This window comes from Novosphingobium sp. (assembly GCF_030699305.1).
In the GTDB taxonomy this organism is placed as follows: Bacteria; Pseudomonadota; Alphaproteobacteria; order Sphingomonadales; family Sphingomonadaceae; genus Novosphingobium.
Map to the genome: position 1 here is coordinate 57,306 of NZ_JAUYNB010000008.1, position 12,756 is coordinate 70,061.

12 protein-coding genes are annotated in these 12,756 nt (G+C 67.3%); 5 read left to right on the forward strand and 7 right to left on the reverse strand.

Going from position 1 to position 12,756, the window contains the following annotated elements; genetic code table 11:
• The first annotated feature begins 19 nt into the window (after window positions 1–19).
• On the forward strand, window positions 20–850 hold the full coding sequence (locus Q8Q53_RS02110; RefSeq protein ID WP_305700094.1) for a coniferyl-alcohol dehydrogenase: 831 nt from the start codon (window positions 20–22) through the stop codon (window positions 848–850).
• 3 nt (window positions 851–853) lie between these two features.
• Here Q8Q53_RS02110 and Q8Q53_RS02115 read toward each other — a convergent pair whose 3' ends face one another.
• On the reverse strand, window positions 854–1,534 hold the full coding sequence (locus Q8Q53_RS02115; RefSeq protein WP_305700095.1) for a TetR family transcriptional regulator: 681 nt from the start codon (window positions 1,532–1,534) through the stop codon (window positions 854–856).
• A 144-nt stretch (window positions 1,535–1,678) separates the two neighbouring features.
• Here Q8Q53_RS02115 and Q8Q53_RS02120 point away from each other — a divergent pair, with 144 nt between their 5' ends.
• Together Q8Q53_RS02120 and Q8Q53_RS02125 are read left to right on the forward strand one after the other, a co-directional pair.
• Window positions 1,679–2,473, forward strand: a complete 795-nt coding sequence (locus Q8Q53_RS02120; protein WP_305700096.1) for an SDR family oxidoreductase — start codon at window positions 1,679–1,681, stop codon at window positions 2,471–2,473.
• On the forward strand, window positions 2,470–3,858 hold the full coding sequence (locus Q8Q53_RS02125; protein ID WP_305700097.1) for an MFS transporter: 1,389 nt from the start codon (window positions 2,470–2,472) through the stop codon (window positions 3,856–3,858). The genes Q8Q53_RS02120 and Q8Q53_RS02125 overlap by 4 nt, the downstream gene beginning before the upstream one ends.
• Window positions 3,859–3,862: 4 nt before the next feature.
• Here the strand turns inward: Q8Q53_RS02125 and Q8Q53_RS02130 are convergent, their stop codons facing one another.
• Entirely contained in the window at window positions 3,863–4,924 is a 1,062-nt protein-coding gene (locus Q8Q53_RS02130; RefSeq protein WP_305700098.1) for a hypothetical protein, read from the reverse strand.
• A gap of 152 nt (window positions 4,925–5,076) precedes the next feature.
• Between Q8Q53_RS02130 and Q8Q53_RS02135 the strand changes: the two genes are divergently transcribed.
• Together Q8Q53_RS02135 and Q8Q53_RS02140 are read left to right on the forward strand one after the other, a co-directional pair.
• Window positions 5,077–5,487, forward strand: a complete 411-nt coding sequence (locus Q8Q53_RS02135) for a Zn-ribbon domain-containing OB-fold protein (protein ID WP_305700099.1) — start codon at window positions 5,077–5,079, stop codon at window positions 5,485–5,487.
• The gene (locus tag Q8Q53_RS02140; protein ID WP_305700100.1) at window positions 5,484–6,656 is read left to right on the forward strand and encodes a thiolase family protein; all 1,173 of its coding nucleotides are present in this window, start codon (window positions 5,484–5,486) and stop codon (window positions 6,654–6,656) included. The genes Q8Q53_RS02135 and Q8Q53_RS02140 overlap by 4 nt, the downstream gene beginning before the upstream one ends.
• 103 nt (window positions 6,657–6,759) lie before the next feature.
• Here the strand turns inward: Q8Q53_RS02140 and Q8Q53_RS02145 are convergent, their stop codons facing one another.
• The 5 genes from Q8Q53_RS02145 to Q8Q53_RS02165 are packed head-to-tail and all read right to left on the reverse strand — an operon-like array spanning window position 6,760 to window position 12,748.
• Window positions 6,760–8,094: an amidohydrolase family protein gene (locus Q8Q53_RS02145; RefSeq protein WP_305700101.1), complete on the reverse strand. Its 1,335-nt coding sequence runs from the start codon at window positions 8,092–8,094 to the stop codon at window positions 6,760–6,762.
• Window positions 8,091–9,011 carry a CoA transferase gene (locus Q8Q53_RS02150; protein WP_305700102.1) on the reverse strand — a complete coding sequence of 307 codons (921 nt, stop codon included), beginning with the start codon at window positions 9,009–9,011 and terminating at the stop codon, window positions 8,091–8,093. The genes Q8Q53_RS02145 and Q8Q53_RS02150 overlap by 4 nt, the downstream gene beginning before the upstream one ends.
• On the reverse strand, window positions 9,011–10,003 hold the full coding sequence (locus tag Q8Q53_RS02155) for an enoyl-CoA hydratase/isomerase family protein (protein ID WP_305700103.1): 993 nt from the start codon (window positions 10,001–10,003) through the stop codon (window positions 9,011–9,013). The genes Q8Q53_RS02150 and Q8Q53_RS02155 overlap by 1 nt, the downstream gene beginning before the upstream one ends.
• A gap of 28 nt (window positions 10,004–10,031) precedes the next feature.
• Window positions 10,032–11,261: a CaiB/BaiF CoA-transferase family protein gene (locus Q8Q53_RS02160; protein WP_305700104.1), complete on the reverse strand. Its 1,230-nt coding sequence runs from the start codon at window positions 11,259–11,261 to the stop codon at window positions 10,032–10,034.
• A gap of 11 nt (window positions 11,262–11,272) precedes the next feature.
• The gene (locus Q8Q53_RS02165; RefSeq protein WP_305700105.1) at window positions 11,273–12,748 is read right to left on the reverse strand and encodes an aldehyde dehydrogenase family protein; all 1,476 of its coding nucleotides are present in this window, start codon (window positions 12,746–12,748) and stop codon (window positions 11,273–11,275) included.
• Window positions 12,749–12,756: the final 8 nt, after the last annotated feature.

The window sequence follows — 12,756 nt, forward strand, 5'->3', positions numbered from 1 at the left end:
AACACGGTGGGAGAGACAGATGGCAGCCGATATCCTGGGCTATGCGGACAAACGCGTGGCAGTAATGGGGTGCTTTTCCGGAACGGGTGAGGCCCTCGCCCGCCAGCTGGTGGCGCTCGGCGCGGAAGTGCACGGCGCGGATATCAAGCCGTCGCCGGTTGAAGGTCTGGCCTCGTTCACCACTGTCGACCTGAAGGATCCGGCCTCGATCGCGGCGGGTGTCGCCAGCATCGGCGGCGAGATCGACGCGCTGTTCAACGTGTCCGGCCTGCCACAGACGTTCCCCGGCGAAGATGTGGTGACCGTCAACTTCCTGGGCCTGCGGCTCTGGACCGAACTGTGGCTGCCGCGCATCCGCGCAGGCGGGGCCATCGTGACGGTCTCGTCGCTGGCAGGGATGCGCCATCTGCTGCGCCAGCCGCTGCTCAAGGAATTCATGGACCTGACCGACTTCGCCGCCGCGCGGGCATGGTACACCGCCAATGCCGAGCGGGCGGGCGATCCCTATACGCTGTCGAAGGAAGCGATCAACACCTGGACCCAGCAGCTCGCCCCCGGCCTGATGGCCCGCGATATCCGGATCAACTGCACCATGCCCAGCCCGATCGACACACCGATGCTGAACGATTTCCGCAAAGTTGCGGGCGATGCCGTGCTGGGCGCCTTTGCCAAGGCCAAGGGGCGATTTTCCACCGCGCTGGAACAGGCCTTGCCGCTCATCCTGCTGAACAGCGATGCCGCGCGCTTTATCAGCGGGGCCTGCGTTCCCGTCGATGCCGGATTGTCGGGAGGGTTGGCCACCGGCGTGCTCAACATGGAACAGATGCTGGCCGAAGCCGCAGCGGGGTGACGCTCAGCCGCGCGCGCCGAGCATATTGGCCAGAGTATAGGCCGCCGCTGCCTTGAGCGCGGCGTAGTTGATAGTCTGATCCTCGTGCGTGATCGGGCCGACTGCGGCGAGCCGTTCCAGCATCATCAGCACGGTCCCGGCGCAGGCCCGCGCTGACAGGTCGGCCGGGGTGCGCCCGGCGGCCTGCGCCCGCGCGATCTGTTCGGTCAACGCCGCCATCAGCGGGGTCGCCGCCAGCATCCGCGCCTTGTAGAACCGGTCATCCCCTTCTTCCGCCGCCAGATTGCGCACGCGGAAGATGGTGCTGTTGCTGTTCCATAGAGCCGTATAAGCCTCGACAAACGGCAGCGCATTCTTGTCAGCTCCGGGCGACAGCCAGTCCTGCCCCAGCAGCGCTTCCAGTTCGGGCGAGGTTTGCGAGGCGGTTTCCAGCGCGGCCAGCACCACTTCGGGCACGCCGCGAAAATAGACATAGAACGTCGCCGGAGAGGTATTGGCCGCGCGCGCCACGTCCACCACCGAAACATCGCGCAAACCGTGCGATTCCAGCAGATCGACGGTGATGTCGATCAGCAGCTGGCGGGTCCGTTCGCCCTTCGATCCGATCTTCTGGCCGTAGTGGTTATAGGCGTCCTGCTTTGGCCGGGGCGCAGGTCTGGACTTGGTTGGCGCGGTTGCAGTCATGTTCGTCGTTTTTCCGGGGGCCGAAATGCCCGGCCCGGTTGAAATCCCTTTGCCGATCGCTTGCCATAAGGCAAGAAATTGACGTAACGTCAATAGCTGGACGAGCGGGACCAACCACGCCGGACCATGCGGGAGAAGCGCAAAATGCACGAACTGGCAGGCAAAGTCGCGGTCGTTACCGGCGCATCGAAAGGCATGGGGCGGCATTTCGTGGCGGCGCTGGTCGATGCAGGGATGCAGGTTGCGTGCCTGGCCCGCGCTTCGACGGAACTGGACTCGCTGGCGGCGGAACTCGGCGATGCGGTGCTGGCAATCCCCTGCGATGTGGCCTCCTCCGCGCAGGCCAGCGCCTCCATCGCGCAGGCCGCGACCCACTTTGGCCGGATCGACGTGGTGGTGAACAACGCCGCGATCTATCACCCGTTCGCGTTCGATACCGGGTCGGACGAGATCATCCGCGCGCACATCGACGTCAACGTGCTGGGCGTCGCCTGGATCATCCGCGCCGCGATCCCGCACTTGCGCCTGACGCAGGGCCAGATTTTCACGATCAGCAGCGAATCGGTGCGCCTGCCCTTCCCGATGCTGGCGCTCTATGCGGCGACCAAGGCGGCGGTTGAGACCTTGTCCGAGGGCCTGCGCGAAGAGCTGCGCAGCGATGGCATCCGGGTCGGCATCCTGCGCTCCGGCTCGGTATCGGGCGGCGCTGGCGGGGCCAGCTGGTCCGATGAAACCAAGGCCGCGTTTTTCACCAAGATCCTCAGCACCGGCCATGCCGCGATGAGCGGATCGCCCGCCTCGCCCGAATCGATGGCCCGCGCGCTGGTCGCCGCGCTGGCCCTGCCGTGCGACATCAGCGTTGACCTGATCGAAGTCCGCGCCGCGCAGGAAGGCCTGCCCGAAGGCGCGAAAGCCGTCGCTGCCGGAGCCGCCGCTTGACCGCGCACCGCATGCCCTGGGGGCTGATCGCCGCGCTGTGGGTCGCCGAAATGGCCAGCGCGTTCGAAAGCGCAATGATCCTGGCCGCGCTGAAAGTGCTGGTGGCGCAGTTCCACGATCCGGCGCTGGTCGGCTGGCTGGTCACGGGCTTCCTGATTGTCGGGGCGGCAGCTTCGGCAGTCGTGGGGCGGCTGGGCGATCTCTATGGCCGCCGCCGGGTCCTGTTGATCGTGCTGACGCTGGGCGCGGTGGGATCGCTGATCAGCGCGGCCTCAAACTCGTTCGGGATGCTGCTGGCGGGCCGCGTGCTGCAAGGCGTCACCGCAACGATCCTGCCGCTGTGCATCGGACTAGTGCGCGAAAACCTGCCGGAAGACCGGGTGCCGAGCGGTATCGGGCTGATGATTTCCGGCGCGTCAGTCGGCACCGCTGCGGGCCTGATCGCTGGCGGCGTGATCGTTGATCACTTCAGCTGGCACGGGATTTTCGTTGCCAGCGCTGGCTTTTGCGCGGCGGCGTGGATTGCGGTGCGGGCGCTGGTGCCAGTATCGCCCGCCGGCGTTTCGGGTGAACCGATCGACTGGCTGTCCGGTCTGTTGTTCGCGCCCGGCGTCACGCTCGTCCTGCTCTACCTGATGGGCGGCAAAGCCTGGGGCTGGTCCAGTGCCCCGGCGCTGGGGCTGCTGCTGGCGGGAATCGCGCTTTGCGTCTGGTGGGTCCGCCTCAGCCTGCGCAGCGCCAATCCGCTGATCGATGTCCGCACGCTGGGCAACCGCGCCATCGCCGTCTGCTGCGGCGCCAGCGCGCTGGTGGCGATGGGGACGATGCAGATCACGGTGTTCTTCTCGCTGCTGCTGCAAGCCCCGACCTGGACGATCGCCGGGCTGGGCCTGACCGCCACGGTGGCGGGCCTGGCCAAGCTGCCATCCAACCTCACCTCGATCCTGGCCGGCCCGCTGGGCGGCTGGCTGACCGGGCGCGGCGGCGGGCGGTTCGCGATGGTCACCGGCGGCCTGATCACCACGCTTGGCTGGGTGCTGGTGATGATCGATGCCAGCAGCGTGCCGATCATCATTGCCGAACTGATCGTGATCTCGTTCGGCACGACGATGCTGTTCGCGGTCGCCCCGACGATCATCGCCGCCGCCGCCCCGCCGCAGCGCACCAGCGAAGTGGTGGGCATGCTGGGCGTGATCCGCAGCCTGTTCATGGGGATCGGATCGCAGCTTGTCGCCACCCTGCTGGCGGTGGACAGCGTGACGAACGGCCGGGAAACCTATCCCTCGCCGTTCGCCTATCAGGTCACGCTGGGCGCGATCATCGCGCTGTCGCTGGGGGCAGTCGCGGTGTCGCTGGCGCTGCCGGGCCGGAAAGTGCCGCGCTAGCGCGTCACTTCCACGCCCGCAGCGCTTGCAGCATCCGCTGGAAGTGGCGGCCGTTCCAGACGTCCTGGTCCTCGCCCCAGCCGATCTTGCCGTCATAGTCCCACCGCATCAGCTGGTTGGTGCCGTAACCGGCCTCGCTCATCCGGCTGATCGCAGTGCCTTCGATGGCCATCGTCCGGCCCAGCGTGTCGACCAGTTCGACCTGCATGTGGCTGCACCAGCCGGTTTCGGGATTGCGGAATGACCGCATCCGGCTGCCTTCCTTGGCCAGATTGCCGAACGTGCCATCGCGCAGCAGATAGCCGCCGTTCATCGGGCTCCACCCTTCGGCATCGCCATCCTGCGGACGGACAAAGCCCAGGAAGCCGCTGTCGCCATCGGCATGGCCGAAGATGTACTGGATCCGGCCCCGGCCGCGTTCGCGCTCGATCTCGCGCCAGCGCGCCCCGCCGGGGTGCTTCACCCGGTCCAGATCGGTGGCATAGTTCTGCTTCTTGCTTTGCGCATAAGGCCCGCCGCGCGGCCCCCAGGTGCGGTCGCGCACGCTCCATGAATCGAACGCGATATCCTCGCCGTTCAGGCGCATCGTGCCTTGCACCCGGCCCAGCTGGTCATAGTGCGGGGTCTGGATGAACGGCGGCTCACCCGGTTCGAACCGGCGCGGCGGATGGACACCGGTGAACACGAAATCGAGCGCGAAATCCCGATCCGGATCGGCATATTGCAGCTGATACTTCATGCCCGGCTCCAGCATTTTCAGGGTATAGCCGCCGCTGGGGAACGTGATGTCGCGCAAGTCCGGATTGTCCGGCATCGGCGCTTCTTCGACCTTCTTGTAATAGGCCATGCGGGTGGGATCATAACCCGCGTCGTCCCACACGAAGATCCGCCAGGTCACCGTCTTGCGGTTGGGATAGAACGGCGTGTGGATCCAGCAGCCGATCTTGCGCGCCGGAATGTTGAACGACCACCAGTTGGTTTCCGTTTCATAGGGATCGTCCGACAACTGGTGATAGCAGTCGTCCTCCGGCTTGAAGGCATAGGGATCGTTTTCAGGCGCGCTCATCAGGGCTCTCTTCCACTCACAGTTTCGCGCTAATAGTAAACCTGGTTATATATGTTTCAAGCCCTGTTCGGCAGATTGCACTTGACGGCACGGTCGTTTCAGGTGGAAAACTGACGCAACGTCAATAATGACCGCCCCACGGGAGATACCGCTTGCGCCCCCTGCCCGAACTTACGCCCGAAAACACCGCGTTCTGGACCGGTGGCGCGCGCGGCGAACTGATGATCGCCTGCTGTAATGATTGCAACACCGCGATCCATCCGCCGCAGATCGTCTGCCCGGCCTGCCTGTCGCGCAATGTCGCGGCGCGGGCGATGGCGGGAACGGGCACGGTCTATACCTTCACGGTCAACCATCAGCCCTGGCTGCCCGATATGGCCGTGCCGTTTGCGCTGGCCGTGGTCGATGTCGATGGCGCCCCCGGCGTGCGGGTGACCGCGCCGGTGATCTCGGACCAGCCTGAGACGGTTCAGATCGGCCAGCGGATGCAAATCCGGTTCGAGGCGGCAGGCGATGTCTGGCTGCCGAAATGGCAACCGCTTGAAACGGGAGCATGCGCATGACCATGGGCAAAGCCGCGATCACCGGCACCGGCATGTCGACCATCGGTCGCAACACCGGCCGCCCCGCGATGGATCACCTGCTCGAAGCCGCGCAGCAGGCGCTGGCCTCTGCCGGGCTGACCCGCGCCGATATCGACGGGATCTGCACCTATCCGGGCAAGACCGACAACTCCCCCGGCCAGTCCCCGCTGGGCACGGGCGAGGTGCGCGGTGCGCTGGGCCTCAAGACCCGCTGGCACAGCGCCGTCCCCGATGGCCCGGCGCAGATGGCCCCGATCATGGTGGCGGCGATGGCGGTGATGACGGGACAGGCGCGCCACGTGCTGTGCTTTCGCGCGCTGACCGAAAGCTCATCGCAAAGCGCGGGACGGCGCGCCAGTATTGCGGGGGCAGGCAAACCCCAGATTGGCGGCTGGCTCAGCTGGCTGGTTTCCGTAGGGGCCATGTCGGCCTCCAACTGGGCGGGCTGGATGGCCACGCGCTATTTCCACGAATTCGGGATGACGCGCGAGCATCTGGGCATGGTCGCCACCGGCCAGCGCCAGTTCGCGCTGATGAACCCGGCCGCCGTGATGCAAAAGCCGCTGAGCATGGCCGACTATCACGACGCGCGGATGATCTCGTCCCCGCTGGGACTGTTCGATTGCGATATCCCGATTGACGGCGCGGCGGTGGTGATTGTCTCCGCTGCGGACGCAGCCCGCGATTGCGCGCGTGCGCCATTGCGGATCGAGGCGCTCGGATCGGCGCTGCAATCGCAGGAAACATGGGACCAGCGGCCTGACCTTACCACCATGGGTGCGCACGATGCCAGCGCGGACTTGTGGGCGCGGACCGATTTCAAGCCCGCCGATGTGGATGTGCTGGCGCTTTATGACGGGTTCAGCATTTTTGTGCCGATGTGGCTGGAAGCACTGGGCTTCTGCGGCCACGGCGAGGCAAAGGACTTCATCGCCGCCGGCAACATCGGCCCCGGTGGGCGGTTCCCGGTCAACACCGGCGGCGGGCAACTGTCGGGCGGGCGGCTCCACGGGTTCGGCCTGCTCCACGAAGCCTGCCAGCAACTGTGGGGCGATACGGGAGCGCGGCAGGTGGCGGATGCGAAGACCGCCGTCTGCGGCATGGGCGGCGGGTTCATTGCCGGGGCCATGCTGCTCAACCGCGATTGAGTTTTGTCGGCAGCAAATCAACCACGCCCGTTCGTGTCGAGCGAAGTCGAGACACATCGCGCCGCGCCAGCGTGTCTCGACTTCGCTCGACACGAACGGGGGGTTAGTTTGAAAAAGCTACTGTACCGCCGATAATCGTTGCCCGCACCCGCTCGGCGCAGAGGTCAGCCAGCACATCGGTCATGGTGCCTGCACACAGGATCAGGTCAGCCGACGCGCCCACGGCAATCTCGCCCTGGGCATAGAGCGCCAGCGCAGCTGCAGCGGCAATCGCCTCGCCCTGCCCCAGCAGCTGGCCATCGCGAGTCAGCCGGTCGCGTGCAGTGCGCATGCCCAGCCACGGGTCGATGCCCGCATAAGGTGCGTCCGATCCGGCCCGCAGCGCAATGCCAGCGGCCAGCAGGCTGCCTGCGCGATAGAGTTCGTCCCACTGCTCCGCCCCCAGCGTCGCGCGATAGCGGTCCCCGCGGTCGTGAATGAAGGCCGGGTTGGTCACGACCGTCAGCCCGGCCTCGGCCATCACCGGGATGAAGGCGGCAGGGATCATACCGCCGTGTTCGATCCGGTCGCCGGCGCGCGCGCCGCCTGCCTGATCGAGCGCGGCGATGAACAGCGCCAGTTCCGCCTCGGTCACGCAGTGCGCGGCGACGTTTCGCCCGGCCTGCCGCGCCCAGCCGATCCGCGCAGCCAGCGCATCCAGCGCGGGCGGATCGCGTTCGTCGATCAGCAGCTTGAGCGGCCCCAGCGCATAGCCCGCCCCCGGCTTCAGCGCCTCGCTGCCCATCAGCACCAGCCGCTGCGGCAGCTTGCCCACCAGCAGCGCGGCTTCGGCGGGGCCGTTGTTGGCGCCCGCGTCGGTCAGCCCGGTCAGACCAAGTGCAGCCAGATCCTGCCCCAGTCCGGCCAGATCGGGCACGGCGGCGGGCAGCGCGGCGGCAAGCCACTGATCCTCGCGCCAGAACCGACCGGTTGGCTGCCCGTGCGCATCGCGCTCTGCGCCTGATGGCGGCGGCGTATCGCCGAGCAGCGCCAGCGCGGCGGAATTGAGCGCCCACAGCGCCCCGGTGCGGTCTTGCAGCCGCAGCGGGGTGCCTGCCAGCCACTGATCCAGCAGCGCGGCATCAGGCAACCCGCCCGCACGCTCGTCATAGCTCACCGCCCGGACCCACCCACCATGGCGCCGCCCCGCGACCAGCGCCTGAGCAACCGCCGCCGCATCGACCAGCCCGGTCAGGTCCACCGAATGCCGCCGCGCAGCAGTCGCCAGAATGTGCAAATGGTGATCGTGCAGCCCCGGCAACAGCACATCGCCGCGCCCGTCGATTTCCGCCGTGCCGCGCGGAAGGTTGCGGCCAATTGTGGTAATCCGTCCGTCCGCCAGCGCGAGATCGACTGCCGCCCCGCCCCACGGACGCACATCGCGCAGCACCAGCGTCATGCCAGCCGCTCCGCATAGGCCGCCGCGACCCGCGCCATTGCCATGTCGATCAGCCCGCGCTGGCCCGCCAGCACTGCCAGCGCGGCTTCCAGCCCGGTCAGCGGATCGGCCAGCGCATCGCCCAGGAAGCGCGGCTCGCCCTGCTCCCACCGGACCAGCCCGCCCGCCGCCGCGCAATCATCGCCAAACCCCACCCGCGCCGCGCCCGCCCCGGTGAAGCCGTGCGCGGTGATTGCCGCCCAGGTGAGGTGCGGGAAAGCCGCAGGCCTCAGCCCCAGCCGCGCAAGCGCAGCAGGCCGCGCGCTGGTGACCACCACATCGGCGTTGGCCAGTTCAGCCAACAATCGCTCGCGCCCACCGGGCGTGCGCAAATCGAGCGCCAGCCGCGCCTTGCCCGCATTGATCCGCGCATCGAGCCGCGGCGATCCCGCCGGGGTGGGATCGGGCCGCCCCACACTTTCGATCCGCAGCACCTCTGCCCCGGCCCGCGCCAGCAATCCCGCACAGAGCGGCCCGGCCCAGAGCGCCGACAGGTCCACCACCCGGCACGGAACCGTGCGGCCGCCCGGCGGCGCAAGGGCTTGCGGTGCACTTTCCCCCACCACAGCGACCGGCAGTTGCAGTTCCGCCGCGCGGTGCATGAAATCTGCCGCCGCGCTCTCCCGCGCTGCTGCCGTGACAGCCTCCCACGGATCGCCATCCCGTCCGGTCAGCGCCGGGATCAGATCCAGATCATCCTCGCGCGCCAGATTGAGGGCGATCCAGCCGTCCTGCGCGGCGATCAACCGGCAGGAACCGTTGGCCGAAACCCGCCCCGGCGCGGCCAGTCCGCCCGGCGCGTCGCGGGTCAGCAAATCTGGCGGAGACAGGCCCAGTCCGGCCAGTCGCAGCGCCAGCAACTCGTGCAACCGCTCCATCATGGTTCAATGCTGTGGATCAGACCCCAGTCAAACGCCTGCCCTGCCCCGATCCGGAACGCGCCGAGCGTCAGCCACAGCAGCCGGTGCCGTCCGATGGCGCGGGCGAGACTGACCGTGCCGCCCGCGCCGGGGATCAGCCCCATGCGCAGTTCGGGCAATTGCACAATCAGGTCGGGCGCGCCGGTTCGCCTCGCAGCGGCAGCGGGCACTTCGATGCCGGAGCCGATGCACGCGCCGTGCAGATGGGTTGCGGCCCGGCTCCCCAGCCGGTGCAGCAGCCGCCCGCAGGAGCGCTGGGTGCGGATCACGTGCGCGGCGGCGAGATCACGCGCGGTGCCGAATTCAGGCAAATCACCGCCGGTCGAAAAGCACCGCCCCTCACCGCGCAAGGTCAGGCTGGGCAGGCTGGGGTCTTCCAGCACGTTGGCAAGCGCCTCATACAGCGCATCGCGCATCGCGGCGGTCATGGCGTTGCGGTTGCCGGGCGAGGCCAACGTCAGGGTTACGTGATCATCGGCGCGGTCATAGCGCACCGGGTCAGCGGCTTGCGCACCGCTTTCGCCGTGCGGCGCGGCGGCCAGCCAGCGGGCGAACTCGGCCCCGCCCAGCAGCGTGGAATAGGCCAGCGATTCCAGCTCCAGCGCGGCTTCGAACTCCAGCCCCTCGCCCAGCCGCAGCACCCGCGCCAGCATGGCGGTAGCAATCGGGCTTTGCGCCGCCGTTGCCCGCACGGCCGCCAGCTGCGCATCCAGCCGGTCCGGCGCAATGCGGACCCACGGCGCGGGTGCATCAGCCCGGGTCGTGACCATGGCGTCGTAATCAGCGGGATCGAGCATGGGCAGCGCGCCCGCGCGGTCCACCGCAACGATCACCCCGCCTGCAGGCAGGGCATCGCCCGCCTCGACCAACACCAGCGGCGATCCGGTCAGCGGAGAGTGCGCTTCGGCGCCGATCAGGTCGGATGGAATGGTTGGCATCGCCTGTTCCATCGACCAAACGGGCCTGCCACGCAATGGGTCAGGCAATGGCCCCCTTGCCCTTCAGTTCCTCGATCCGGTCCCAGTCGAGGCCCAGTTCCATCAGGAACAGTTCGGTATGCTCACTGGCCTCTGGCGCGCGGGTGTTGGTGACGGCGGCCTTGTCGAACTGCACCGGGTTGGCGACCAGCTTGATCGGCGGGCCTCCGTCTGCGCTGTCGACTTCGAAGATCCAGCCGTTGGCCTGAACCTGTTCGTCGTGCTCGACATCGGCGGGGGATTGATAGGCCGCCCACTGGCCCTTCATCGTCTTCAGGCGTTCCAACCAATAGGCGAACGGCTGAGCGGCCATGGCCCGCTTCACTTCGGCAAAGGCGGCCGCAGAGTTTTCCCACAATTTCTCAATCGTCGAAAACCGGGGATCGTTCGCACAGTCCGAGATGCCAAGGTGGGCGAACGTATCCGCGATCAGCGGCGCGGGTGACAGCACGGTCAGGTTGATGAAGCCGCCATCACTGGTCTTGAACACGCCCATGAACGGATTGGTGCCAACCACGTCCTGCCCGGGCAGCGCGTTGGCGAACGGATTGACGTTCAGTTCCATGCACACATCGATGCTGCACGCGGTCGCCCAGATGCCCGATGACAGCAGCGAAACGTCCACCTCGGTCGCCTCGCCCGTGCGTTCGCGGTGGAACAGCGCGGCGGCGATCCCGCCCGCGATGTTCATGCCGCCGATAGTATCGCCGTAAGCCGGTCCCGGCTGGGTCAGCGGCCCTTCCAGTTCCCTCGGCGTGACCAGCACGGCTGATCCGCCGCGCGCCCAATAGGCCGTGGAATCGAACCCGCCCTTGTCGCGTTCCGGCCCCTTTTCGCCAAACGCCGACCCGCGCACATAGATGATGTTCGGATTGGCCGCGCGGATTTGGTCGACGTCGATCCCCAGCTTTTGCCGGGCCGATGGCAGGTAGTTGGTCAGGAACACATCGCAGGTCTTGGCGATGGCATAGATCAGCTCGCGGCCCTCGGCGGTCGAAATGTCGATTCCCACGCTGCGCTTGCCACGGTTGGGGTGCTGCATCAGCGAGGAGCGCTGCGGATTGACCGCCAGACGCTGCAATTCCTTGATCCCGCGCTGGGCATCGCCGCGCACCGGGTGCTCGATCTTGATCACGTCCGCGCCCCAGTCGGTCAGCACCGCGCCTGCCGCCGGAACGAACGTGAACTGCGCGACTTCAAGGACCCGCACGCCCTCCATTACCTTGGTCATGTCCTGCCCTTTCAAGCCGCGTGGAAGCTGATCACTTTTTGATAGGTGAACTCGTTCAGCCCATCCTCGCCATATTCGCGGCCATAGCCGGACCGCTTGATCCCGCCGAACGGCGCGTCGGACAGCATCGTGCCGCCGCCGCCATTGATCGAAACGCTGCCGGTCCGGATGCGCAGCGCCATTTCAAACGCGCGGCCCGCGTCAGCCGAACAGATCGCGCCGGACAGGCCGAAATCGCTGGCGTTGGCGAGCGCGATGGCTTCATCGTCATCGTCGAACCCGATCACGGCGCCAATCGGGCCGAACACTTCTTCCTGCGCCAGCCGGCTGTCGTTGCGGACATTGTCGAACAACGTCGGCTGGAAATAGAACCCCTTGTCCAGGCCGTCCGGGCGCTGCCCCCCGGCGACCAGCGTGGCGCCTTCATCCTGCGCGATGGCCACATAGCGTTCGGTCCGCTCGCGCGCGACGGCGCGGATCAGGGGGCCGTAATTGACCGTGGGGTCCGCCGGGTTACCGATCTTCAGATGGCCCAGCATGGCCTGCAAGGTCGCCACGAATTGCGGGCGCACCGAGTTGTGGACCAGATGCCGCGTGGTCAGTGCGCAGCCCTGCCCGCAATGGACGGTGAACCCGCCGAGCGCCGCCGCTGCCGCTTCCTGGATATTGGCATCGGCCCGCACGATCAGGGCCGATTTGCCCCCCAGTTCCATCACGATCCGCTTCAGCGTGGGCGCGCCCTGCGCCTGGATCATTTCGCCGACTTTGTCCGATCCGGTAAAGTGGACCAGATCGACGCGGGGATCGGTGGTGAGCAGCTTGCCCGCTTCGATATCGCCGGTGACGATGGACAGGACGCCCCTCGGCAGGCCGACCTCGTCCGCGATCTCGCCCAGGATAAGCGCCTGCATCGGGGTATAGGGCGACGGTTTCAGCACCACGGTGCAGCCCACCACCAGCGCGGGCACGACTTTGCCGATGTTGAGGAAGAACGGGAAGTTGTAGGGCGAAATCGCCGCCACCACGCCCACCGGCTCGCGGCTGACCACGCCCGTGCCCAGCGTCTTGCCGCCAGCGGCGTTGGGGGTCAGCTCGATCGGCAGCGGGGTGATCGCCGGGCGGCTCGCCAGTTCCACGGTGCGGCGAGCGTGCTTCATCGGGATGCCGTATTGCAGGAACTCGGCCAGCATCCGGGTCGATCCTGCCTCGGCCACGATCATGTCGACAATCTCGGCCTTGCGGGCGTCGATGGCGTCGAGGAACCGGGTCATCAGGGCCTGCCGCCGGGCCACGGGCCAATGCGGCCAATCGGTGTGATCGAACGCATGGCGCGCCGCTGCAATCGCGGCGTCAACTTGCGCGGCGCTGCCCACGGGAGCGTCGATCAACAGGCTTTCATCGGCCGGGTTGATCACCGGTTCGCGCGTTTCGGTCGGCTGCCATTCGCCGCCGATGTAGATGCAACCGGGGTGTTTCAGATAGGCCATCGTCGATC